The organism is Petroclostridium xylanilyticum (assembly GCF_002252565.1).
Lineage (GTDB): Bacteria > Bacillota > Clostridia > SK-Y3 > SK-Y3 > Petroclostridium > Petroclostridium xylanilyticum.
On record NZ_NPML01000013.1, the window covers coordinates 372,962 to 396,631 of the forward strand.

General features: G+C 38.3%; 21 protein-coding genes. 2 read left to right on the forward strand and 19 right to left on the reverse strand.

Features of this window, described 5'->3' with window-relative positions; all coding sequences use genetic code 11:
- Positions 1 to 107: 107 nt before the first annotated feature.
- Both murA and CIB29_RS09545 read right to left on the reverse strand, forming a co-directional pair.
- On the reverse strand, positions 108 to 1,367 hold the full coding sequence (murA, locus tag CIB29_RS09540) for a UDP-N-acetylglucosamine 1-carboxyvinyltransferase (RefSeq protein WP_094549071.1): 1,260 nt from the start codon (positions 1,365 to 1,367) through the stop codon (positions 108 to 110).
- A gap of 96 nt (positions 1,368 to 1,463) precedes the next feature.
- Entirely contained in the window at positions 1,464 to 2,213 is a 750-nt protein-coding gene (locus CIB29_RS09545) for a YwmB family TATA-box binding protein (protein WP_094549073.1), read from the reverse strand.
- Positions 2,214 to 2,436: 223 nt separating this feature from the next.
- Here CIB29_RS09545 and rpoN point away from each other — a divergent pair, with 223 nt between their 5' ends.
- Positions 2,437 to 3,801 carry an RNA polymerase factor sigma-54 gene (rpoN, locus tag CIB29_RS09550; RefSeq protein WP_094549075.1) on the forward strand — a complete coding sequence of 455 codons (1,365 nt, stop codon included), beginning with the start codon at positions 2,437 to 2,439 and terminating at the stop codon, positions 3,799 to 3,801.
- A 92-nt stretch (positions 3,802 to 3,893) separates the two neighbouring features.
- Here the strand turns inward: rpoN and CIB29_RS09555 are convergent, their stop codons facing one another.
- From CIB29_RS09555 to CIB29_RS09615, 13 genes are all read right to left on the reverse strand, one after another.
- Entirely contained in the window at positions 3,894 to 4,553 is a 660-nt protein-coding gene (locus CIB29_RS09555) for a V-type ATP synthase subunit D (RefSeq protein WP_094549077.1), read from the reverse strand.
- A gap of 33 nt (positions 4,554 to 4,586) precedes the next feature.
- On the reverse strand, positions 4,587 to 5,963 hold the full coding sequence (locus tag CIB29_RS09560) for a V-type ATP synthase subunit B (protein WP_094549079.1): 1,377 nt from the start codon (positions 5,961 to 5,963) through the stop codon (positions 4,587 to 4,589).
- 1 nt (position 5,964) lies between these two features.
- The gene (locus CIB29_RS09565) at positions 5,965 to 7,734 is read right to left on the reverse strand and encodes an ATP synthase subunit A (protein WP_094549081.1); all 1,770 of its coding nucleotides are present in this window, start codon (positions 7,732 to 7,734) and stop codon (positions 5,965 to 5,967) included.
- Positions 7,735 to 7,851: 117 nt separating this feature from the next.
- A complete protein-coding gene (locus CIB29_RS09570) occupies positions 7,852 to 8,169 on the reverse strand; it encodes a V-type ATP synthase subunit F (protein WP_094549083.1) in 318 nt (105 codons plus the stop codon).
- Positions 8,162 to 9,172, reverse strand: a complete 1,011-nt coding sequence (locus tag CIB29_RS09575) for a V-type ATP synthase subunit C (RefSeq protein WP_094549085.1) — start codon at positions 9,170 to 9,172, stop codon at positions 8,162 to 8,164. Before CIB29_RS09575 ends, CIB29_RS09570 begins: the two co-directional genes overlap by 8 nt.
- 68 nt (positions 9,173 to 9,240) lie before the next feature.
- Entirely contained in the window at positions 9,241 to 9,837 is a 597-nt protein-coding gene (locus CIB29_RS09580) for a V-type ATP synthase subunit E (RefSeq protein WP_094549087.1), read from the reverse strand.
- 16 nt (positions 9,838 to 9,853) lie between these two features.
- Positions 9,854 to 10,345, reverse strand: a complete 492-nt coding sequence (locus CIB29_RS09585; RefSeq protein ID WP_094549089.1) for a V-type ATP synthase subunit K — start codon at positions 10,343 to 10,345, stop codon at positions 9,854 to 9,856.
- 1 nt (position 10,346) lies between these two features.
- Complete coding sequence (locus CIB29_RS09590) at positions 10,347 to 12,311, reverse strand: V-type ATP synthase subunit I (protein WP_094549090.1); 1,965 nt, start codon at positions 12,309 to 12,311, stop codon at positions 10,347 to 10,349.
- Entirely contained in the window at positions 12,298 to 12,624 is a 327-nt protein-coding gene (locus CIB29_RS09595) for a hypothetical protein (RefSeq protein ID WP_094549092.1), read from the reverse strand. The genes CIB29_RS09590 and CIB29_RS09595 overlap by 14 nt, the downstream gene beginning before the upstream one ends.
- Before the next feature lie 137 nt (positions 12,625 to 12,761).
- Positions 12,762 to 13,919 carry a non-hydrolyzing UDP-N-acetylglucosamine 2-epimerase gene (gene wecB, locus CIB29_RS09600; protein ID WP_094549094.1) on the reverse strand — a complete coding sequence of 386 codons (1,158 nt, stop codon included), beginning with the start codon at positions 13,917 to 13,919 and terminating at the stop codon, positions 12,762 to 12,764.
- 299 nt (positions 13,920 to 14,218) lie between these two features.
- A complete protein-coding gene (locus tag CIB29_RS09605) occupies positions 14,219 to 15,298 on the reverse strand; it encodes an MraY family glycosyltransferase (protein WP_094549096.1) in 1,080 nt (359 codons plus the stop codon).
- 277 nt (positions 15,299 to 15,575) lie between these two features.
- Positions 15,576 to 16,589 carry a tryptophan--tRNA ligase gene (gene trpS / locus CIB29_RS09610; protein WP_094549098.1) on the reverse strand — a complete coding sequence of 338 codons (1,014 nt, stop codon included), beginning with the start codon at positions 16,587 to 16,589 and terminating at the stop codon, positions 15,576 to 15,578.
- Positions 16,590 to 16,683: 94 nt separating this feature from the next.
- The gene (locus CIB29_RS09615) at positions 16,684 to 17,874 is read right to left on the reverse strand and encodes an aminotransferase-like domain-containing protein (protein ID WP_341444408.1); all 1,191 of its coding nucleotides are present in this window, start codon (positions 17,872 to 17,874) and stop codon (positions 16,684 to 16,686) included.
- A gap of 366 nt (positions 17,875 to 18,240) precedes the next feature.
- On the opposite strand from CIB29_RS09615, the gene gltX reads away from it, so the two are divergent.
- A complete protein-coding gene (gltX, locus tag CIB29_RS09620) occupies positions 18,241 to 19,701 on the forward strand; it encodes a glutamate--tRNA ligase (protein WP_094549100.1) in 1,461 nt (486 codons plus the stop codon).
- 270 nt (positions 19,702 to 19,971) lie between these two features.
- Here the strand turns inward: gltX and CIB29_RS09625 are convergent, their stop codons facing one another.
- The 4 genes from CIB29_RS09625 to rpiB form a co-directional block, all read right to left on the reverse strand.
- A complete protein-coding gene (locus CIB29_RS09625; protein WP_094549102.1) occupies positions 19,972 to 21,675 on the reverse strand; it encodes a glutamine--tRNA ligase/YqeY domain fusion protein in 1,704 nt (567 codons plus the stop codon).
- Positions 21,676 to 21,783: 108 nt separating this feature from the next.
- On the reverse strand, positions 21,784 to 22,272 hold the full coding sequence (locus CIB29_RS09630) for a deoxycytidylate deaminase (protein WP_094549104.1): 489 nt from the start codon (positions 22,270 to 22,272) through the stop codon (positions 21,784 to 21,786).
- 230 nt (positions 22,273 to 22,502) lie between these two features.
- Positions 22,503 to 23,135, reverse strand: a complete 633-nt coding sequence (gene upp / locus CIB29_RS09635; RefSeq protein ID WP_094549106.1) for a uracil phosphoribosyltransferase — start codon at positions 23,133 to 23,135, stop codon at positions 22,503 to 22,505.
- Positions 23,136 to 23,158: 23 nt separating this feature from the next.
- On the reverse strand, positions 23,159 to 23,596 hold the full coding sequence (gene rpiB, locus CIB29_RS09640) for a ribose 5-phosphate isomerase B (protein ID WP_094549108.1): 438 nt from the start codon (positions 23,594 to 23,596) through the stop codon (positions 23,159 to 23,161).
- Positions 23,597 to 23,670: the final 74 nt, after the last annotated feature.

Genomic DNA, 23,670 nt, shown 5'->3' on the forward strand with positions numbered 1-23,670 from the left:
TTTCTTCCTCCCCTATACTTTGTCCATATTTCTATATATATGTCGTTTATGAATATTTTAGAATTAGAATAAAATAAATTATAAAATGCCCTAACAAAACATATATCTCATTCCGCGTCTATTCTCTTCATCTTCGCACCTAACGATATCAGTTTTTTCTCAAACTCACAATACCCACGATCGATATGTTCAACGTCACTTATCTCCGTTTCCCCTTCTGCAGCAAGGCCTGCTAAGACCAGGGCAGCACCTGCTCTTAGATCTGTAGCTTTCACTTGTGCTCCTGTAAGCTTCTTTATCCCTTCTATTACTGCTGATCTTCCTTCAATCTTTATATTTGCTCCCATTCTTTTTAATTCGCTGACATGCATAAATCTATTTTCAAATATAGTTTCAATGATTATGCTTGTCCCATCTATAATGCTCATAAGTGCCATAAATTGTGACTGCATATCTGTCGGAAATCCTGGAAAAGGCAATGTCTTGATATCGGCTGGTTTAAATTTGTCTGTGGCACTAACAATAATTGAAGTATCCTCTTCTTTTACATCAACACCAATCTCCCTCATTTTTGCACTTACAGGTTTTAGATGATCAGGCACTACATTGTCAATTTTTATATTGCCTTTTGTTATTGCTGCAGCTACCATGAAGGTTCCGGCCTCTATCCGATCAGGAATAACAATATGATTGCATCCTTTTAAGCTTTTTACTCCGTTAATTTTTATAGTATCTGTCCCTGCTCCTTTGATATCTGCACCCATGGTAATTAAAAAATTTGCCAGGTCTACTATCTCAGGTTCAACCGCAGCATTTTCTATAATTGTCTGCCCTTCTGCCAGACAAGCTGCCATTAGTATGTTTTCAGTAGCTCCAACACTGGGAAAATCCAGATATATTTTTGCTCCTTTTAACTTTCTGGCTTTTGCTTCCACATATCCGTGACCTTGTGTAATTTTTGCCCCCATAGCAGTAAAACCCTTTAGATGAAGGTCTATGGGTCTTGTTCCAATTGCACATCCTCCAGGTAAGGATATTCTCGTACGGCCTACCCGGGCTAAAAGTGGTCCCATTACCAGAAATGATGCTCTCATTTTACTCACCAACTCATATGGAGCAACATAATTTTTCAACTTGGATGTTCGGAGTCTGACACTGTTATTACTCAGTGGATTGATTTCTAGTCCTATCCACTTGAGCAAATCGTACATATTTTGAATATCTGTTAAATTGGGTATATCTTCAATTACACTTTCACCATCAGCTAATAAACATGCTGCTAAAATCGGCAGTGCAGAGTTTTTTGCACCACTTACTTTTACAGTTCCGCTTAATGGAGGTGAGTGAGTAATAATAATCTTAGACACTTATATTCTTCCTTTCAACTTCTGTAATCAAAGTGGAGATTTCAGTTCAGGATTTGCATATTAACCGCCACGCCAGTAATCTAGGCGCAAAAAACTTCATTTAATAGTTTTTTGCGAATTTAGTGAAATATATGTCTTATCATCATAGGCACTGTATCTTATGGATAACTCTAAATTTGCCTTTTTATCTTTCAACAATGAAAGTTCACCGTATAAAGGACTAAATGCTGAAACACTAACGATATTATCTTTCCTGGTATAACGTACTTTTTTTGCATTTGAGTCATTAAGGATTTTAGTACTTATATTTTCAATTTGCTTTTCATCCAGATTTCCTTTGTATGTTCCGGTGATATTGCTGGTAATTTGTAATGTTGAGACATATGGCATAATAATCCTTTGTATCTCATTCTTCATCAATTCAAAATCATTACGTAAACCATCCTGTGATAATTCAATAGCTATGTAACTTTTAAATTGGTTTGATTTTTCCTGCTGTTCAGACCAGGCTTCTATTTTTAAGCGGTCGTTATTAAGTGTTTTGCCAGAAAACCAATATTCCAGATATGTATCGCTTGAATTATGTCCCTGGTCTCCTGAAGAAATATCAAATTCAAAGGCGTTTGATATTTCCTTTACAATCTCTTCTAACTGCGTTATATCCGGTTTGTAATTACCCAATACCCCCTTACATAGTATACTGGCTGTCAAAATATCGGCCTGGGAATTATTAAAAGCATTCATTACCGCTTGGTCATAGGCTATTTTTCCAAATGTTGCGGGCGAATACCATAAAAACGAAATAACGATTAAGGTAAGAACAGTAACTGCCAGTAGCTTTTTCATGTCTATACTCTCCTCTAGAAATTAATCTACATAAATTTGTCCGTACTACAATTATTACCTCCAGCGAAAGCGTATATACATGTAATATTTTTCAAAAATATTTTTCCATAATATTCTTCAAATTAAGAAAATGCACCCGATATTGGTTATCGCTCTTGTAAAGAAATATTTTATAGGGTAAAGTATATATATAGCAAAGAAAAATTTATGGGGGGGTAATCCTATGGATATGAATATATCTGGTAATATTGAACTTAATCAAAAACTCATAATCACTCCTCAACTTCAGCAATTTGTTAAAATCCTCCAGATGGGTCAGCAAGAACTTAATTCATTTGCAGAACAACAGGCTCTTGAAAATCCTGTAATAGAGATTGAACCGAATTATGATGAATTGGAGTACACTGAAAAAATTAAGAAGAAATTGGATTGGCTTGAAGATATGGATGAAGAGAACAGGGTCTACTACCAATCATCTCAAGACAAAGATGATTATGAATATACAGCTGTATCAGATCATGAAGAGAGCCTGCAGCATTATCTTCTCTCTCAATTGGAATTGCTTTCTTTGGATGACTCAGATTACAAAATTGTAAAATACATTATTCAGTCATTAAATGAAAATGGATATCTGGATACAAATATCGAAGATATTGCCATCACTTTTAACACTACTAAGGAACATATAGAAAAAAACCTAGGTATTGTGCAGAGCTTTGAACCTTCAGGAGTAGGGGCACGAGATCTTAAAGAATGTCTTATGATTCAACTTAAAAATAAAGGCATAGAAGATAAGAACCTCTTTCATCTTATCAATTATTATCTTGATGAACTAGGTAAAAATAAACTGAATGTTATTTCCAAAGAGTTGGGTATTTCTATAGAAGCAGTAAAAGACTTATACTCTATTATTAAAACTTTAAATCCTCATCCGGGAGGTTCATTCAGTTCCGGACATGATATCCGTTATATTAAACCGGATATCATAGTGGTAAAATTTAAAGATTATTATGAAGTTCTGCTAAATGATCTTGCCTATCCTAAAATGAGTATCAGCAATTATTATAAGAATATACTTGATAGTTCCAATGACCGTGAGACAAGAAGTTATATTGCAAAAAAAATTGAGCAGGCGTCATGGATTATGAAATGTATTGAGCAGAGAAATAATACCTTGCTGAGTGTAGCAAAAACCATCGTTGATATCCAAAAGCAGTTTTTTGATAAAGGTCCCGGAAATCTTATCCCCATGATATTAAAAGATGTTGCTGAAAAGTTGTCTATACATGAATCTACTGTAAGCAGGGCAATTCATGATAAATTTCTTCAGAGTTCCTGGGGAATTTTCGAATTAAAATATTTTTTCTCTTCCGGCTTTGATTCCAAAACTCAGGGAGATATGACATCAGAAAATATAAAGTTGGTTTTGAAAGAAATCATTGACTCTGAGAATAAAAAGAAGCCTTACAGTGACCAGAAAATTGCTGATATACTATGCGAAAGAGGACTTAAAGTTGCAAGAAGAACCGTTGCCAAATACAGGGAAGAATTGAATATACCTGCTGCATCGGTAAGGAAGGAGTTTTGAGATGAAGTGTGTGACACAGGGACGGTTCTTCTGACACCTGATGTCGCATTCGACATCAGGTGTCAGAAGAACCGTCCCTGTGTCACATCCCCTTATGACTGTGCCATTGCTCTTCTGGCTTGTTCCAGCATCATATCTTTTACTTTCATTAATCTGGTCAGGTTTCCTCTTTCATTTTCATCCAGCTTCATAGTAATATACTTAATGGTCTCAGTTAGCTGAGGAATTAATACATATTCCAGTGCATTTACTCTTCTTCTGGTCTTTTCGATCTCTTCTGCCAGTAATTGCGCAGATTTTTCCATCTGAGCAAGCTCCAGCATGTAAGGAAATACTTCCGATAAAGTGCCTATTGCACTATCAAGTTCCCCGGAAGTTGTTGCAAAACCGTACGGATATATATTGCTCTCATCATCACTTTGGGCTTTGAAGTTTAAAACCGGAACGTCTACACTCATTACATTTTTAGTAGAGATTTCAAGGGAAACACTTTGTTTTGGAAACATAAGTGCTTCTTCGAGTATCTCTGAAGACATTACGGCTCTTGCGATCAGGAAGTTGCTGTGGACCTTCATTAACATTTCTTCTACTTTTTCACGAAGTTCCTTATTTTTTCTGACCAGTTCAAGAAACTGCTTCATTAATTCGTCTCTTTTATCTTTTAAAAGCTTATGACCTCTTCGGGCAACTTTCAGCCTTTTCTTAAGACGAGTTAATTCCATTCGGGTAGGATTTACGCGCATAATGGCCATAATCTATTCTCTCCTTCTCTACCGGCTCAAATCTTATTCTTTTTTGGGCAAATATTTATCCAAATATTCATCCCTTATACGCTTCAATTCTCCCCTTGGCAGTATCGACAGCAACTTCCATCCTATTTCAAGTGTCTTTTCAATGGGTCTATCTTCTTCGAAACCTTGAGATACATATTCCTTTTCAAAAGCATCGGCAAACTTTGCATAAAGCTTGTCTACATCAGTAAGTGCTGCTTCTCCAAGAATAACCATCAATTCTTTTGCTTCCTTACCTCTTGCATAGGCCGCAAATAATTGATTCATCGTATCTGCATGGTCTTCACGGGTTTTTCCTTTACCAATCCCCTTATCTTTTAGACGTGACAGGGAAGGTAAAACATCTATTGGAGGCATAACACCTTTTCTATATAACTCTCTACCAAGAATGATCTGGCCCTCAGTAATATATCCGGTAAGGTCAGGGATAGGATGGGTCTTATCATCCTCAGGCATTGTCAGGATAGGAATCATTGTAATACTTCCTTCCTTATCCCTCTTCCTGCCTGCTCTTTCATACATAGTTGCAAGGTCTGTATATAAGTATCCCGGGTATCCTCTACGCCCAGGAACCTCTTTCCTTGCAGCAGACACTTCACGCAGAGCTTCTGCATAGTTTGTAATGTCAGTCAGGATAACCAGAACGTGCATATCCTTCTCAAAAGCCAAATACTCTGCAGCAGTAAGAGCCATACGCGGTGTAGCTATACGTTCAATGGCAGGGTCATTTGCCAGATTGATAAACAGCACCGTACGGTCAATTGCCCCTGTCCTTTTGAAGTCAGAAATAAAGAAATCTGCTTCTTCAAAGGTAATACCAATAGCTGCAAATACAACGGCGAACTTGCTGTCAGTACCTAGAACCTTTGCCTGACGCGCAATCTGTGCAGCAAGCTGGGCATGGGGCAACCCTGAACCGGAGAATATAGGCAGCTTTTGTCCTCTTACCAGCGTATTTAATCCATCAATGGCAGAAACCCCTGTTTGAATGAATTCAGAAGGATAGTTTCTTGCTGCAGGGTTCATTGGGATACCATTGATATCAAGCCGGGTATCGGGAATAATGTTTGGGCCGTTATCAATAGGCCTTCCCAAACCATCAAATACTCTTCCCAACATATCAATAGAAACTGGAAGCTCTATTCCTCTTCCCAGGAATCTTACCTTGCTTTCTGCCAGGTTTATTCCCGCAGAGCTTTCAAACAGCTGTACCAATGCATTGTCCTCATTTACTTCCAACACTCTGCACCTGCGGATTTCACCACTTGCCAGTTCTATTTCACCCAACTCACCATATTTTACACCTTCAACCTGTTTTACAAGCATCAAAGGGCCGGCAACTTCTGATATTGTTCTATACTCTTTAAGCATATTACTCAACCTCCTTTGATACTAATCTATTCATTTGTTCGGTCAGTTCTTTTTCGATGTTGTCAAATGCTTCGTTTACCTGTTCTTCAGGAGTATATTTTGCTCTACCTATCCGTTCCCTCACAGGCAGTTCAAATATTTCTTTAATATTAGCTCCTGCTTCCAGCGCTTTTTTGCCTTTATAATAGAATCCCATGATTAATTGTAATAATCTATACTGCTTATGCAATGACGTATAGGTGTCAACGTCATGGAAAGCGTTTTGATGCAGATAGTCTTCGCGAATCGATTTTGCTGCTTCAAGCGTCAGCCTGTCACCAGCCGATAATGCATCTACACCAACAAGTCTTACAATTTCTTCCAATTCGGCTTCTTCCTGCAGGAGCTTCATTGCATCAGACCTTAATGCCGTCCAATCCCTTGCTACATTTTGATTAATCCACTCACCCAGCCTGTCTACATACAATGAGTAGCTAAGCAGCCAGTTGATTGCTGGGAAATGACGCCTATATGCAAGGCTTGCGTCCAATCCCCAGAAAACTTTAACGATTCGGAGAGTAGCCTGTGTTACCGGTTCCGAGAGGTCTCCGCCTGGTGGGGAAACCGCTCCAATTGCAGTAAGCGCCCCTTCTCTACCATTAGTACCCAGACTTATAACCCTGCCGGCTCTTTCATAGAACTGTGCAAGTCTGGAACCAAGATATGCAGGATATCCTTCTTCACCGGGCATTTCTTCCAGACGTCCGGACATTTCTCTTAATGCTTCTGCCCAACGGGAAGTAGAGTCCGCCATAAGTGCGACGCTATACCCCATGTCTCTAAAATATTCTGCGATGGTAATACCGGTATAGATAGACGCCTCACGGGCTGCAACCGGCATATCTGACGTATTTGCAATAAGCACGGTTCTCTTCATCAATGATTCACCGGTTCTTGGGTCTTTTAATTCGGGAAATTCCATAAGAACGTCGGTCATTTCGTTACCACGTTCTCCACACCCTATATATACAACGATATCGGCATCAGCCCATTTTGCAAGCTGGTGCTGAACAACTGTCTTCCCACTGCCGAAAGGTCCTGGAACAGCTGCTACGCCGCCCTTTGCAATTGGGAATAAAGTATCGACAACTCTTTGTCCGGTAACCAGCGGAGTGCTTGGAGGCAATTTTTCCTTATAAGGCCTGCCTTTACGTACCGGCCATTTTTGCATCATTTGTAGGTTTACTTTTTCTCCATTATCCTTTTTTACAATAGCAACCGTATCTTCTACCGTAAATTCACCTGCATATATTTCCTCAATGGTTCCTTCTATACCGTATGGAACCATTATTCTATGTTCTACAACAACTGTTTCCTGAACTTTACCAATAATATCTCCTGCAACTACTCTTGTGCCTTTCGTTACAGTAGGTTCAAACTTCCACTTCTTTTCTCTGTTAAGGGCAGTAACTTCTATCCCTCTTGTAATGTTGCTCCCTACTTTATTTCTCATTACCTCCAAAGGTCTCTGGATACCGTCAAACATGGTTTCAATTAACCCCGGTCCCAGTTCTACGCTAAGAGGAAATCCGGTTGATACAACAGGCTCTCCAGGACCCAGACCGGCAGTTTCCTCATAAACCTGTATGGAAGCTTTATCACCGTGCATTTCAATGATTTCACCAATTAAGCGGTGTTCACTAACACGGACCACATCAAACATATTTGCATCTCTCATCCCTTCGGCAATAACCAAAGGACCGGATACTTTCACGATTGTTCCCTGGCTCAAAAATCTTCACCCTTCTTTCTATTAAAATGGTTTACGGTTCACGGTTTACGGTTCACGGTTCACAGTCAAAGGAATGCTCTTAGCGCTTACCGTGAACTGTTAACTGTGAACGGTGAACTAATCTCTAAACAGTATGTCTGCTCCTACTGCGCGTTCCACTGATTTCTTTATACCCTGCATACCTATTCCTAAAGCCCCCTGATTTCCCGGGATAGGTATAATTGCAGGGAATCTGCTGTCCTTATACTGGTCGATACTTGAAACAATATCTTTTGCAATTTGTTCAGTTACATAGATAACTGCATAGTGTTCATGCGCCATCTCGTGTAATATCTTCTCAGCTTCAGAAGGTTGGGTGACAGGAAAAACCGACAAACCAAGTGCTTTAAAACCGAGAATACTGTCTTTATCTCCTATTACTCCAATCTTATACATAAGCTTCTCTCAGCCTTTCTCTAATGATTTCATTAGAAATATTATTAATTTTCCCAACCATAATAATCCGGGCAATTTTGATCTCATTTTCCTTCGCCATTAAATACCCTACTAGCGGTTCAATGCCTAAAGATACATATTTTGCCTTCTTTATAAAAGAAATTACAAAATCATCAGATAACTTTTCAAAGTTGGTCAAATTGCCTGTACTTTTAAAGTTTTCAATTCCTTCTTCACAAAATACTCCATAAGGTGTATATCTCAGTGCTTCCACAAAGCCTTCCAGAGGTTCTTCCAGCTTTTGTACGAAGACCTTTAAATCAATTCGTCCACCTGGAATCAGGATTTTATTAAGGAAATCCCAGCTTTTTTTGAGTCTTTTTACTCTTAAGAAGGTTTTGATATTTGCCAAATCAATCAATATTTCAACTAAATCTATCACAAATTTAACTTTTGAACGTTCCGCAGTCTCTTTCATCTGACGAAAACTCGCTTTATCCAAAATCAGGTCGATTACCTGAGGATCTCCTGTCCTGTTAAAAGTATCAATACATTCCTCAATAGCCTTCTGCATAATTACAGGCATATCAGACATATTTCTATCTTTAATCATTATTTTCAACTTAGTAGCAGGAATAGAACCGGTGTCGGTTAAAAGTTCATCAAAATCCTGGCCTAAAAACTCAGCCTTAAGAATTACTTTTGCATTATGATAATCATTTCTCACCAAAAATAAGTCAAATACTTCCGGCTGAGGTGCGATTTCTTTAAGTAATTTGTAAACCTTCTTATGTTCCTCTCTTAGTAACTGTTCATATTCGTAGACACTGGATATTTCTCCTGCTGAATATCCATATTCAGCATCAGTCAACACTTTTAAAGCTTCTTCCGGAGATCTGGCATCCACCATTCTATCAATTTTACTCTTATCCAACAGCTTTCTTTCAATTGCCCGTATTCTAGCAACGGCGTATGCGTATTGTGTATCATTATTAACCGCCAAATATTTCTCCTCCTCTCCTTCAAGAATGGAGAATTGATAATTCTTCACATATAATTCTCAATTCTCAATTAGAAAAGCACTTTAACCACTTCCGCTTCTAACTCGGCCCGCTGCATTCTCATTATTGCCTCGAAGGAGTTATTGATTTCAACTTCGCCTGTCTTTAAAATGAAACCACCATCAATCTTCCTTGATTCATTAGACAACTGCACATTACCAGCAATACCTTTATTTTTAAGCTGATTATTTATAGTGTTAATAAAATCAGCTCCCAATCTCTGCTTATCCTTGTCAGAAAGAATAATTTCCTCATTTCCCTTTCTTACTGAGCGAACAACCATGTCCACAAGGATATTTTGATACTGGTCTGCCGGTAAGCTGTTTAATTTATTCAAAACTCTTGTAAAAGCCTCTTCAACTACCTCTTGCTTTGCCTGTAATTTTTGTTTTCTTGCTTCCAGCTCTGCTGCAGCAATGAGTCTCTTTTTTCTGTCAACAGCTTCTTTATGAGCCCTTTCAATAATTTCTGATTTTTTCTGTTCTGCCTCTTTTTGGGCAGATTGAATAATCTCAGCAGCTTCTTTTTCAGCCTGTTCTAGATTTTTTTGTGCTTGTAGGCGGGCTTCCTCCAATATCTTCTCTTTTATCTTTTCTGCTCCTGCCATTTGGGACACTCCCTCATTATAATTTGATTCCAAAAACCATTAATATAGAAGCCAGCAATGCCAATACCGCATAGGTTTCAACCATCGCAGCAAAAGTAATACCTTTTGCAAGCTCTTCCGGACGTTTTGCAATAATTCCTATACCGGCAGCTGCTGCTCTTCCCTGCGCAATTCCTGAATACAATCCAACAAATGCAATTGGTAATGCAGACACAAGAATATAGAAACCTTGTGCTGTAGTTAACTGCTGCATTGTTCCACCAACAACACCAATCTTGTTTAGTATAACGAAAGCGGTTAGCAAACCATAAATACCCTGGGTTCCTGGTAACGCCTGAAGTAACAAGGCCTGACCAAATTTACTTGGATCTTCTGTAACTACCCCTGCAGCAGCCTCCCCAACGATACCAACTCCCTTAGCTGAACCTGTCCCAGCTAAAAATACTGCTAAAGCAGCCCCCAACATTGCTAAAAAGTTACCATCAAATAAATTTTTAATCCATTCCATATTAAATAGCCTCCTTATCATCTAATTGAATATATTTAGTATTTATTTTTAAGGGTTCAAAGGCTTTGCCCCCACCCTCATAAAACTTGCCAAAAAACTCAACATATTGCAAACGGCTTGAGTGAACATAAGCTCCTAATGCATTAATAAGAATATTAAAAGTGTGCCCACCGATGAATACAATAATTAGAATAATGATTCCTACAATATTGAATCCAAAAAGTGAACCCATTGTATTGATTACCGTAGCAATAACGCCAGTCGCCAAACCTAATGCCAGAAGTCTTGAATAAGACAAAACATCACTCAAGAAACCTGTAACATTATATAGGCTTAAGACACCTGATAACAGCTTTTTAACAATCCCCTGCTGTGTCCTGCCTTGAGTAAGCACAAGAAGAACTGCTCCTGCAATTACCATGTATTTCCCTATAGTTCCTATTGTACCTCCCAAAATCCACAGTGGGAAGCCTGTAAGGAAAATATACCAGAAGCCTACATCAAAAAGTGCATCCAGCCATTTACCATCCCTGATAAACTTGTAAGCCTGTAAGGCCATCCCTGTGTAGAGATGAATAGCTCCAAAAATAAATGCCCAGGTCAACAGCCGCATAGGATCCTCCAACGGATTAAACCATAAGGGAGGAATACTAAAGGCTCCCTGCGTTATGACCGGAAGTATGTCTCCAAACCATCCGCCAAACATTACACCCCATATGAAGGTAGAAATACCCCCGAGAAATAATAGTTTAATCAGCTTGTGGGCAAGACCCTCCAGCTTATATCGGGCAAGTATTATCCCTGTAATAAGTGCCATTACCAGACCATAGCCGGCATCACTTACCATCAATCCGAAAAATACAAAATAGAAAGGTGCCATAAACAGGTTGGGATCAATTCCCTTGAAACTGGGCAAACTATAAAGCTCTGTAATTAATTCAAAGGGCTGCACCAGGGAATGATTTCTAAGAAGTACAGGATACTCTTCTTCCTTATCCGGTTTTTGAATATCCACTACACAATCCCATTGTTGAGTAATGTAGTCCCTGACTTTTTCTCCGGATTCTTCTGGAAGCCACCCCTCCAGCATGAATACTTTATCAGTTTTAACCATTCTGCTTAATGCTTTTTTCCTGTCCCGCTGCACCATCAGGTAATCATGTAAAACTTCAAGATTATCCTTTTCATTTGCCAGCGCAGCTATATTTCTTTCTACCTTTTCCCGTTCAGCTTCAATGTCCTTAATCTCATTAGCAGCTTTAAGGATATTTTCCTCAATAGTGCCTTCAAGGTCTTTAAAAGCCACCTTGGTAAAGCCATACGTTTTTAGTACCTTCATGGCCTCTTCTTCTAAACTGCTATAATAAATTACAAATAAATAACTTTGGTCTTTATCTGCATTTATCACATCCAGGTAACTTTCCGGAACCTGTTCATATAAATCCTGCTTTAGTTTTTCAGTATCAACAATTGCAGGCACAACACCAAGAGATACTGTTGTAAATCTTGTAGAAGTCGTATCAACGGGTACTGCTAAAGACTTCCATGGTTCAAGCGTAGCAATAAGGTTAAGAAGTCTGTTTTCTTCAGACCTTAAGGAAGAAAGTTGTTCAGTATAATGACTAATTTGGTCAACGGCATGCCATATACTGTTCTCATTATGTACAATCCTATTAAATTGATCACGGCTTATCTTCCTTTTAGGTTCAAACAAACCCTTTTTACGTGTATCATATCTAACCAGATAGTCTAAAGCTGATCTCACTCTTGAAATATCAGCTTCAATACGTGAAACTTCTCCCTCATCTCCATCCTTGGCTACAAACTGTACCCATTCTTCTTCAGAACCTTTTTGTTCAATGTTCGTGATTTCCACAATGCCCATTTTCATAAGACTCTCTATAATTTGTTCTTTATCGGTTTCAAGGCCGATTAGGGAAATCTTGTCCATTTTAACTATTGCCATGGGCTTTCACAATCCTTCCCATAATTATATCCGTTGCGCTGTCAATCTTTGTGCGGGCTTGTTGTTGAATAGCAGCACATTCTTTAGAAGTCTGCTCTTTAATTTTTTCAACTTCACTCTGTGCAGCCTTCTCTGCTATGGCAATAATATGCTCTGCTTCTTTTTCAGCATCTTGCAAAGCCTGGTCTATAAGCTTGTACGATTGATTTTGAGCCTCTGACAATATCTGACGGGCATTGACCATAGACTCTTTCTTGATTTGTTCAGCCTCCAATTCTGTCTGCTTAATAGACCTTAGAATATCAATTGACACGTAATCACCACCTTATATGAATTATAATAGAACATAACTTGCATTTTTTAATATTTGATATTTTGGGTTACGTCTATTATTATACCTGCTTTTCCCTATCATTGTCAATATTTTAACAGAAAATTACTAAAAACAAATCAGGTATTTTGTATAAAATCACTAACTTTTACATCTGTTAAATTAAATTTATACAAAATTGCTTGCACAATTCTATAGGAAGCCTGTCCATCTCCATAGGGATTTACTGCTTTAGCCATCTTATTATACTCATTTTCATTCTCTATAAGACTGGACGCCATCCTGACGATTGTATCCTTATCCACCCCTGCAATTTTAACTGTTCCGGCTTGCACTGCTTCAGGACGCTCGGTTTCATTCCGCAGTACCAGCACCGGTTTTCCTAAAGAGGGTGCTTCTTCCTGCAATCCTCCCGAATCGGTAAGCACCATATAACATTGGTTCATGGCATTATGTAGTTCCTGTACATTTAAAGGCTCAATCAGGTGTACCCGGGGTAGACCTCCCAAAATCCCGAAGGCAGTCTCTCGTACTGCAGGATTGAGATGTACTGGGTAAACAATCTCTACATCTCCATATAAATAAACTAATTCCTTGAGAGCTTCACATATGTTTCGAAGAGGTTCTCCTAAATTCTCTCTTCTATGTGCTGTTACCAGAATTACTTTACGTTTTTGATAGTCAAGACTTCTCAGTACTTCTGACTCAAACTGATAGTCCTTTCTAACTGTAGTTTTCAATGCATCTATTACAGTGTTTCCAGTTACAAATATTGTATCCTCTTTTATATTCTCATTTATTAAATTTTTCTTATTTGTAATAGTGGGTGCAAAATGAAGGTCGGCGATTGCTCCGGTAAGTTTTCTGTTCATTTCTTCAGGATAGGGAAAATATTTGTCAAAGGTCCTGAGTCCCGCTTCTACATGCCCAACCTTAACTTTATTATAGAAAGCAGCAAGACTGCCTGCAAAAGTTGTAGTGGTATCCCCATGAACAAGTACAATATCAGGCTGAACTTTTCTAATAACCTCATCCAGACCTTCCAGAGCCCTTGTGGTAATTCCAATTAAAGATTGCCTCTGCTGCATGATATCTAAATCGTAATCCGGCTGTATCTCAAATATATCCAATACCTGATCAAGCATTTCCCTATGCTGCGCAGTAACACATACGATAGATCTTATCTGTTGGCACCTTTCCAATTCTTTTACCAGTGGTGCCATTTTAATGGCTTCCGGCCTGGTACCAAAAATAGTCATTACTTTAATTTGCCGCATTTGCATACTCCTTTCAATAATAGTTCGGAGCTCGGAGTTTGGAGAAATTTATTCTTATAATTTTAAAAACTTGATTTCTCCATTTCCGAATTACTCTATTCTTAGTTTTCTCTCCGCACTATTTACAGTATAAACAAAGATTAAAATTAGTTCAAGGTATGGCAATGATATTTAAAGCTGCAAAAATATTTCACATAAAATCACTGTGAACTCAGCCTCCAAACTCCGGGCTAAAATAAAAGCCACAGTACAGATATAAAATCTGCAACCTGTGACCGTAAATACGTTTCTATTACTCTTTACTCTTGTGTAGACTCATTATCGCCAGATTTAGCTAGTTCACTTATCGGAGTATACATGTATTTTGCACCTGCTACTACAAAAACTAACACTGAAAGAATAAGTATCATAGCACTTAATGCTCCACTTCCTGCCAAAACAACCGCACTTAGCCCCAAAATACCGCTTATGGTATAAAGTATCATAACTGTTTGTTTTTGGCTAAACCCCATATCAATCAGACGATGGTGAAGATGTCCTCTATCCGCTTCCATAATCGACTTGCCACTTAGCAGCCTTCTAAGTATTGCATATCCTGTATCAAATATGGGCAGGCCCAGAATAAGCAGCGGTACAGCAAAGGTTATAACCGCATAACCTTTAAACAATCCTTGTATCGAAACCGTTGCAAGTATAAATCCTAGAAAAGTGGCCCCTGTATCTCCCATAAATATTTTTGCCGGATTAAAATTATAGGGTAGGAAACCAAGGCATGAACCTGCCAGCGCTGCAGTTAATATTGCAACAGAGGATTCACTCGCTAAAAGTGAAATAAACAGGAGTGAAATGGAAGCTATTGAAGAAATCCCCGCCGCCAGGCCGTCCAACCCATCAATAAGGTTGACTGCATTGGTTATACCTACTATCCACATAACAGTGACAGGAAGAGCAAAGTACCCTAGAGGAATTGTTGGCTGACTGCTAAATATATTAGGATTTGTTAAAAATTCTATTTTTACCCCATAAAAAGCAACGATTAATGCAGCTGCTATCTGTATTACCAGTTTAAGTCGAGCTTTTAATTGATATACATCATCGATAATCCCCAAAAGGACTATGACCAGAGCTCCCAGGAGTATTCCCTTCACGCCTGTATCAAATTCAATAAAGCTTAATACGCTCACAATGAATCCATAAAATATAGCTAATCCGCCCAGACGGGGGATCGGCTGCTTATGAACTCTCCGTTCATCTTTAGGAACATCTATGGCTCCAATCTTATGAGCAATAACTTTGGCTAAGGGCGTGGCAGCAAAAGCAACTAAAAATGAAACAGCAAAAGATAGAACCAATAATAAATTCTGGTAACTCAATGTCATACACCTCTTTATAAAACAAAGGTTTTCAACCTAGGTTTTTCCAAAATTAAACACCACCAGAGATAATTGTATATCTAATATAGTCTAATGTCAACCAAGTTATTGTAAAAGTTATGTAATTTTAATATTTTATCCTCCCTGCACAGGTGCTTTTTTGATATACTTTCCTGTTTCTCTCTCCACTGTCCACTCCCCACTACTACATTAATTTTCATGTAAAATCTTTTATGAAATATATATATTCTATATATAAAACATAGCAGTTTGATGTACATTATTAAGCTTTAGGTACAAATCCTACTTTCTTATAAACTTTTCTCAATGTCTTGCTGGATATGCTCAATGCTTTCTCCGCACTGGTCGTGTAAACTTCTTTTACATAATCCTGATTATTCATCAAGTCTTTATAACGTTCTTGAATTGGTTTTAAACTTTCAATAACTACCTCTGCAACCTCGGTTTTAAACTGCCCATAACCCTTTCCTGCAAATTTTGCTTCTACATCACTTATCTTTTCCCCTGTCAAGCTGGAATATATACTAAGCAAATTGTTTATACCGTCTTTACCTTCTGCATACTTTATCTCATTGTCAGAGTCAGTTACAGCACGTTTAATCTTTTTCATGATAACGTCAGGACTGTCTAAAAGCGCGATGTATGCATTAGGATTTTCATCCGACTTGGACATTTTCTTGGTAGGCTCCTGCAGGCTCATGATCCTGGCTCCCACTTCAGGGATATATGGCTCAGGCACCTTGAAAGTTTCCCCATATAAGTTGTTGAAACGTATAGCAATATCCCTCGTCAGCTCCAGGTGCTGCTTTTGATCTCCTCCTACCGGGACAAGGTCTGTTTGATAGAGCAGAATGTCTGCAGCCATTAACACGGGATAATCAAATAATCCTGCATTAATGTTATCCGCATGCTTGGCGGACTTATCCTTAAACTGGGTCATTCTGCCCAGTTCTCCCATATATGTATAGCAATTTAAGATCCATGCCAGCTCTGTATGGGTGTGTACATGAGACTGAAAAAATATTAAATTTTCCTTTGGGTCAATTCCACAGGCAAGATACTGTACCAAAAATTCCATGCATCTTCTGCGCAGTTCTTTAGGATCTTGACGTACAGTTAAAGAATGCAAATCAACCACAGCAAAACAGCATCTGTATTCATATTGCAATTTAAGCCAATTCTTTAAAGCCCCTATATAATTTCCCAACGTTAAATGCCCGGAAGGTTGTATACCGCTAAATATAATTTTTTTCTCTTGTGTTTGTTGGCTTTCCATTGTATTCACTCGCTTTCATTATATAATTCAATGTCCCCAAGTCTCGCCCGCCCTCTTTCGCTGCACAACTCGACTTCTTCAATACTGCTAATTGTCAATTATCAATTGATTTGAGCACTTCTCCCAACGTCTTTATTCCCTGCTCAATCTTTTCTTCTGTCATGGTAGAATAATTTAACCTGAAGGAACTGCAGGGTTTTTCCATATCGGCCATAAAAGTATTACCCGGAACAAAGGCTACCTTGTGCTGTACCGATTGTTTCATTATCTCTACCGAATCGTATCTATCAGGCAGGGTACACCAGATAAACAGGCCGCCTTCCGGTCTTGTGTATTCACAGTAATCCGGAAAATATTTATCCATGCATTCAAGCATAAAGCCACATTTTTTTCCGTATAGTGCCCTTATTTTCTTTATATGTTCATCTATACAGTACTTTAATAAATACTGAGTGGCCAGCACCTGGGCAAATATGTTAGTATGTACGTCATTTACCTGTTTAACAATGATAACCTTCTGCAGTATGTCTGAACGTGCTACAATCCAGCCTAATCTTAAACCGGGAGAAAGTATCTTTGAAAAAGAACCAACATAGATTACCCGGCCATCCTGATCCATGGATTTAATGGTTGGCACATCTTGGCCCTTAAATCTCAGATCCCCATAGGGATTGTCTTCGATGATGTAAATGTTATGCTTGCTGGCCATCTCCAGCAGCTTCTGCCTCTTCTCCAGGCTCATCGTGATTCCTGCCGGATTTTGGAATGTAGGTATGGTATAGATCAGCTTTACATGATTATTAGCCTTTAAAATGTTTTCTACCTGTTCAATACACATACCATCGTTTTCAAGTGTTACCGGGAAAAGCTTTGCATTATATGCCCTGAAAGCATTAAGAGCCCCGATAAAACTCGGATTTTCACATATAATGCCGTCTCCTTCATTTAAAAAGACTTTTGCAGTAAGGTCTATTCCCTGCTGTCCACCACTCATAATTGCAATGTCATCCTCTTTTTTCCCTATACCTGCTTTATCCATTCTTTGCTTTACAATCTCTTTTAACGGACCATAACCTTCTGTTACGCTATATTGCAATGCTGTTGTACCGTTGTTTAGCAATACTTCCTGTGCGATTTCTGCAAGTTCCTTTGCTGGAAACATTTCCGGAGCCGGAAGCCCCCCTGCAAAAGAAATAACATCGGGCTGCTGTATTAGTTTAAATATTTCCCTGATAGCTGAACCCTTTAATCCTTTTACCCTATCGGCGAATAAATTATCCATCATTGCCTGTAAACACTCCTTTTTTTGATTAAGAATGAAAAATTAAGAATTTGATTTGAAATTGTCAACTGATTTATATTTCTAAAATTTTATTTGTCTAATAATTTGTCTAATAATTATACTAACATATATAAACAAATCTCATACATAATATTTTTATTTTAGAAATCTTATCATAATTTTGCATGCACTGTCAACGACATAGTCATTTCATTTCTCTACCTTGACAATAATTTTTCATAATTATATTATATAATAACAGGTAATTTGTTAAAAACCGCTAAGATAGTAATGAAATCGGTAATTTTATAGCTCTTAATTTTTATATTGTTAGTTCTTTAATTAAATATAACATTGGAGGATGGTCCTATGTCTAATTCACAGGTACGCACCCGTTTTGCTCCCAGTCCAACAGGATATATGCATGTAGGGAACCTTAGAACCGCGCTATATGCTTACTTGCTGGCAAAAAGTCATAATGGCAAATTTATTTTAAGAATTGAAGATACAGATCAGGAAAGATATGTAGAAGGCGCTATTGACGTGATATACAAGACCCTTGCGGAAACAGGATTAAAACACGATGAAGGCCCTGATATCGGTGGAGATTATGGCCCGTATATTCAAAGTGAAAGAAAACACATCTATAAAGAGTATGCTGAAAAATTAGTTGAATTGGGTGGAGCCTATTACTGTTTCTGTGATAAAGAAAGATTGGAACAATTAAGGCAGCAGCAGGAAGCTGCAAACGTAGCCCATAAATACGACGGATATTGCAGCCGTCTCTCAAAAGAGGAAATTGAAGCTAGGCTAAAAAGCGGCATTCCTTATGTAATAAGGCAGAAAATCCCCAATGATGGCGTGACTACATTCAAGGACGAAGTATTTGGAACCATCAGTGTTGAAAATAGTACACTTGATGACAATATCCTTTTAAAATCTGATGGTTTACCCACCTATAATTTTGCAAATGTGGTCGATGACCATTTAATGGGAATTACACATGTAATAAGAGGCAGCGAGTATCTTTCCTCTACTCCAAAGTATAATTTGCTATATGAAGCTTTCGGGTGGGAAATACCTACTTATATTCATTGTCCCCCCGTCATGAAGTCGGCGACTAAAAAACTCAGTAAACGTGAAGGTGATGCTTCTTACGAAGATTTTATTGCCAAGGGTTATCTAAAAGAAGCGATCTTAAATTACATTGCACTATTGGGCTGGAGCCCGGGGGATGACCGGGAAATTTTTACGCTGGAAGAACTGGTTGAAGCTTTTGATATTAAAGGCATCAGTAAATCACCTGCGATTTTTGACATTCAAAAACTGGATTGGCTAAATGGAGAATATATTAGAAAATTGTCTTTAGACGAATTCCATGAAAAAGCATTGCCTTATTATAAAAAAGCTATTTCCAATCCTAACATTGATTTATATAAGATAAGCAAGCTCCTTCATACTAGGACGGTAAAATTTTCAGATATTCCGGCCATGCTTGATTTTATTGATGTACTTCCCGAGTATGGTCCTGAACTTTACATTCACAAAAAAATGAAAACTAACCCCGAGAATTCACTGGAAAATCTTAAGGCTGCCCTACCGGTCCTTGAAGAGCTTGATAATTGGACAGAAGAGAGTCTGCACAATACACTCTTTTCTCTCATCGAAAAATTAGGTGTAAAAAACGGGCAGGTACTCTGGCCAATACGTGTTGCGCTGTCAGGAAAGGAGTCTACTCCCGGCGGCGGCATCGAACTGGCGGATCTGTTAGGAAAAGAAGAAAGTATAAAAAGAATAAAGAAGGGTATAGAATTACTGGAAATTAAGTAATATATATTTACTGATAATGATTTTACATGGCAGATAAAGTAAATAGATTCACGGTTCACAGTAAAAGCTATTAAATCGTTTACTACTGTGAACTGTGAACCGTGAACTATATAGAATTAACAACTTAGAATTGATAATTATAAAAATTATCGTTCAAACAGTGCGCCTGCTGCTCTTACACTGCGCCAAGAAGTTCTAATATCTCTTCACAATGCGGGTTCAACAATTGTGCACCTTTGCCCGCAGTTTTTGGATACGACTATTTTTTGTTTATTCTGGCTTATATGAACTCTTTAACGATACAATTCGATTAAATACCAGCTTATCTCCGGCAGTATCTTTTGTATCTATACAAAAATATCCTTGTCTTACAAACTGGAACCTGCTTCCCGGTTTAAACTCGGCTAAAGCCGGCTCTACATAACTTTCTAATATTTCTAAGGATTTAGGATTCAAATTCATCCCGTCCATGGCGATACTGTCCACTTCTCCAGCCTGGTCTTCTTCCAGGAAGAGATGGTCATACAGTCTTACTTCCGCCTTAACAGCATGGGCAGCAGAAACCCAGTGCAGTGTACCTTTAACCTTCCTTTCAGTAAAGCCGCTTCCGCTTTTTGTCTGAGGATCATAGGTACAGTGAAGCTCAATGATCTCCCCTGTTTTTTCATCTTTTATAACTTCTTGGCATTTAATAAAATATGCATTCTTCAATCGCACCTCATTGCCCGGTGACAGGCGGAAAAACTTTTTGGGAGGGTTTTCCATAAAATCATCCTGTTCAATGTAAATTACCCGTGAAAATGGAACCTTTCTGTACCCCATTTCAGGATTTTCCTGGTTATTTTCCACTTCCAGGTATTCCACCTGACCTTCAGGATAATTTGTAATAACAACTTTTAGTGGCCTTAGTACTGCCATCATACGGGGTTCTTTCAGCTTTAAATCCTCTCTGATGCAATGTTCCAGCAAGGCAATGTCTACTGTACTTATCCTTTTTGCTACGCCTATGCGTTCACAAAAATCCCTGATGGCTTCCGGCGTATAACCACGCCTTCTCAAACCGGAGATAGTCGGCATCCGAGGGTCATCCCAACCATCTACATAGCCCTCTTCCACCAGCTTTCTCAATTTTCTTTTGCTCATCACGGTATTGGTAAGTTCCAACCTTGCAAATTCAATCTGTTTTGGAGGGTTAGGAAATCCCAGTTCCTTCAAAACCCAATCATATAACGGACGGTGGTCCTCAAATTCCAAGGTACAAATGGAATGAGTAATACCTTCTATGGCGTCAGATATAGGATGCGCATAATCATACATGGGATAAATGCACCATTGATCGCCGGTCCTATGGTGTGTTGCATGGGATATACGGTACAGAACCGGGTCACGCATATTAAGATTAGGAGAAGCCATGTCTATTTTAGCTCTTAATACACGGGCACCATCGGGAAATTCTCCATCCCTCATTCTCTTAAACAAATCCAGGTTTTCTTCAACCGAACGATTGCGGTAGGGGCTTTCTTTTCCCGGTTCAGTCAATGTCCCACGGTATTCTCTTATCTCATCCGGACTTAAATCGCAAACATATGCCTTACCTTTTTTTATCAATTCAATAGCATAGTCGTATAATTTTTCAAAATAGTCGGAAGCATAATACATGCGGTCTTCCCAATCAAATCCCAGCCACTTTACATCTCTTTGAATGGATTCTATGTACTCTATGTCTTCCTTTACAGGGTTGGTATCATCAAATCTGAGATTGCAAAGGCCGTTGTACTTTTTTGCAGTCCCAAAATTAAGGCAAATAGACTTTGCGTGTCCTATGTGAAGATATCCATTAGGTTCGGGTGGAAATCGAGTATGCACTCTATTGCCATACGTACCTTCTTCTAAATCTTTATCAATAATATTGTGAATAAAATTAGTTGGTAAGCTTGAATTATTTATTTCATTTTCCACGTTATTGTTACCCATCTTTCACTTCCCCTTGTTTCTCTATATTATTCTTATTATTATACCACTTACATTATTAACTAACAATTATATTTTTAAACCGATCCCTTTATAATGTTTAGTCTGTTCTTAATATCCGGCTTGCCCTGTGAGCGAATCATCATTGTCAACCCATTCCTTTACTTCAATTTCTCTATAACTATTTTTTGTATCTCTTACTATCACCTTTTCAATCCCTGCATTGATGATCATCCTTTTACACATTGCACACGAACTGGCATTTGGTACCAGTTCTCCAGTTTTTGCATCTTTTCCGACAAGATACAGCACAGCTCCTATCATATCTCTTCTGGATGCACTTATGATACAATTTGCTTCAGAATGTACCGACCGACACAGTTCATACCGCTCCCCTCTTGGCACATTTAATTGTTCCCTCATACAAAAGCCAAGATCGCTGCAATTTTTTCTTCCCCTCGGTGCGCCTGTATATCCGGTAGAAATAATCTCATCATTCTTTACAATGATTGCACCATAATTTCTTCTCAGGCAAGTACCTCTTTCAAGAACAGTTTCAGCAATATCAAGATAATAATTGTGCTTATCTCTTCTTTGCATAATTTTAACCCCCGTGTTTCTCATTTCTATAAATTAAAAAAGATTGAGATTTAGATTAAGATTAAGTAATTAGTTCATCAGCCTAATATTATAACTCAATCTCAATCTTAATCTCAATCTCAAATGAGTGCATTTAATTTATTTGAAGAGTATTATTAACAGGCTCTAAGCTATTCCGCAACGTTCTTTCCATAATATTCTTCAAATATAAAATATGCACCCATCTCAAATTATTTCGTTCCAAATAATCTATCCCCTGCATCACCAAGTCCTGGAACAATGTACCCGTGGTCATTCAATTTCTCGTCAACAGCAGCGCAGTATATCTCAACATCCGGATGATCCTTACACAATTTTTCTATTCCTTCAGGAGATGCAATAAGGCACATCAATTTGATATTGGCTGCACCTCTTTCTTTAATAAATTTAATTGCTGCCGAGGCGGATCCACCGGTAGCCAGCATGGGATCAAGTAAAATGATATCTCTTTCTTCTATATCAGTGGGAAGCTTACAGTAATATTCTACCGGCTGCAGCGTTTCAGGGTCCCTGTAAAGCCCGATATGCCCTACTTTAGCTGCCGGAATAAGCCTGAGCATCCCATCTACCATTCCTAATCCTGCCCTGAGAATTGGAACAATTGCTAATTTCTTACCGGAAATCACTTTCGTCTTTGCAATTGCTACGGGAGTTTCAATCTCTACTTCTTTTAACGGCAAATTGCGCGTTACTTCATATCCCATGAGCATAGCAATTTCTTCTACAAGTTCTCTAAATTCTTTTACCCCCGTGTTGATATCTCTGATTAAAGATACCTTATGCTGAATAAGCGGATGGTCCATAACAAAAACATTATTACGCATTTAATATTCCCCTTTGCAATACGTTATTTATTTTCCAATGAATGAATTTTATCTACTCTGGTTTGATGCCTTCCACCTTGAAATTCGGCTTTCAGCCATGCGTTTACTATTTCTATTGCAAGACTTGGCCCCACAACTCTTCCTCCCAAGGCAATAACGTTAGCATTATTATGCTCCTTAGCCATTCTCGCTGAAAAACAATCTCCACATAAAGCAGCTCTTATGCCATGAATTTTATTTGCGGCAATTGAAATACCAATGCCTGTCCCACATACTAATATTCCCTTTTCACATTCCCCGTTAATAACAGACATGCAGACAGGGTGTGCAATATCAGGATAATCCACTGATACCGGGCTGTCCACACCAAAATCCTTTACTTCATGTCCCTCTTGCAGTAAGTACTTTTTTATCTCTTCTTTAAGTTCAAAACCACCATGGTCGCTACCGATTGCTATCATACTACACACTCCTTACAATAGCTCACATCATTCATCTTTATCTTACACTATTGTATATAATATTTAGTGTTATG

Coding starts and splice junctions, on each gene's coding strand:
- upp (WP_094549106.1), bottom strand. CDS start 23,135: ATGCGTAATAATGTTTTTGTTATGGACCATCCGCTTATTCAGCATAAG.
- CIB29_RS09580 (WP_094549087.1), bottom strand. CDS start 9,837: ATGGCAGGAGCAGAAAAGATAAAAGAGAAGATATTGGAGGAAGCCCGC.
- CIB29_RS09585 (WP_094549089.1), bottom strand. CDS start 10,345: ATGGAATGGATTAAAAATTTATTTGATGGTAACTTTTTAGCAATGTTG.
- trpS (WP_094549098.1), bottom strand. CDS start 16,589: ATGGAAAGCCAACAAACACAAGAGAAAAAAATTATATTTAGCGGTATA.
- gltX (WP_094549100.1), top strand. CDS start 18,241: ATGTCTAATTCACAGGTACGCACCCGTTTTGCTCCCAGTCCAACAGGA.
- wecB (WP_094549094.1), bottom strand. CDS start 13,919: ATGCGGCAAATTAAAGTAATGACTATTTTTGGTACCAGGCCGGAAGCC.
- CIB29_RS09625 (WP_094549102.1), bottom strand. CDS start 21,675: ATGGGTAACAATAACGTGGAAAATGAAATAAATAATTCAAGCTTACCA.
- CIB29_RS09630 (WP_094549104.1), bottom strand. CDS start 22,272: ATGCAAAGAAGAGATAAGCACAATTATTATCTTGATATTGCTGAAACT.
- CIB29_RS09615 (WP_341444408.1), bottom strand. CDS start 17,874: ATGATGGATAATTTATTCGCCGATAGGGTAAAAGGATTAAAGGGTTCA.
- CIB29_RS09570 (WP_094549083.1), bottom strand. CDS start 8,169: ATGTATAAGATTGGAGTAATAGGAGATAAAGACAGTATTCTCGGTTTT.
- CIB29_RS09560 (WP_094549079.1), bottom strand. CDS start 5,963: ATGCTTAAAGAGTATAGAACAATATCAGAAGTTGCCGGCCCTTTGATG.
- CIB29_RS09605 (WP_094549096.1), bottom strand. CDS start 15,298: ATGACATTGAGTTACCAGAATTTATTATTGGTTCTATCTTTTGCTGTT.
- CIB29_RS09590 (WP_094549090.1), bottom strand. CDS start 12,311: ATGGCAATAGTTAAAATGGACAAGATTTCCCTAATCGGCCTTGAAACC.
- rpiB (WP_094549108.1), bottom strand. CDS start 23,596: ATGATAGCAATCGGTAGCGACCATGGTGGTTTTGAACTTAAAGAAGAG.
- rpoN (WP_094549075.1), top strand. CDS start 2,437: ATGGATATGAATATATCTGGTAATATTGAACTTAATCAAAAACTCATA.
- CIB29_RS09555 (WP_094549077.1), bottom strand. CDS start 4,553: ATGGCCATTATGCGCGTAAATCCTACCCGAATGGAATTAACTCGTCTT.
- CIB29_RS09545 (WP_094549073.1), bottom strand. CDS start 2,213: ATGAAAAAGCTACTGGCAGTTACTGTTCTTACCTTAATCGTTATTTCG.